General features: G+C 51.8%; 1 protein-coding gene. It reads left to right on the top strand.

Annotated features, from left to right (window positions below; genetic code table 11):
* Positions 1-278, top strand: a 278-nt coding sequence (locus tag LD028_RS08900; RefSeq protein WP_237811602.1) for a hypothetical protein, incomplete at both ends; no start/stop codon positions are given.

The raw sequence follows: 278 nt of genomic DNA, 5'->3' as shown, positions 1-278 counted from the left end.
ATAGCCAACATGATCAAAGATAATGCCGACGGCTCTTTCACGGTTACTTTCCCGGGTGCACCAGACGAGCCTGTCACCGTGACGGCTCCGACTGAGGCTGAACTTGGTCTATTTAATGCGGGCGGATCATACGGAACCTGGGCTTCAGTTTTGGAAAAAGCATACGGAAAATTTCGCGACAATCAGAACTGGTTCAGCAATAGTGTGCCTCAGGAGGCAGCGAACAGTGCAGGTCGAGCGGAGCCAGTAATCAAGTTACTGACCGGGAAAGACGCTAC

It is taken from the genome of Anoxybacillus sp. LAT27, from assembly GCF_022030075.1.
Taxonomy (GTDB): domain Bacteria; phylum Bacillota; class Bacilli; order Bacillales; family Anoxybacillaceae; genus Anoxybacillus; species Anoxybacillus kestanbolensis.
This window is presented reverse-complemented; position numbering and strand designations above follow the sequence as displayed.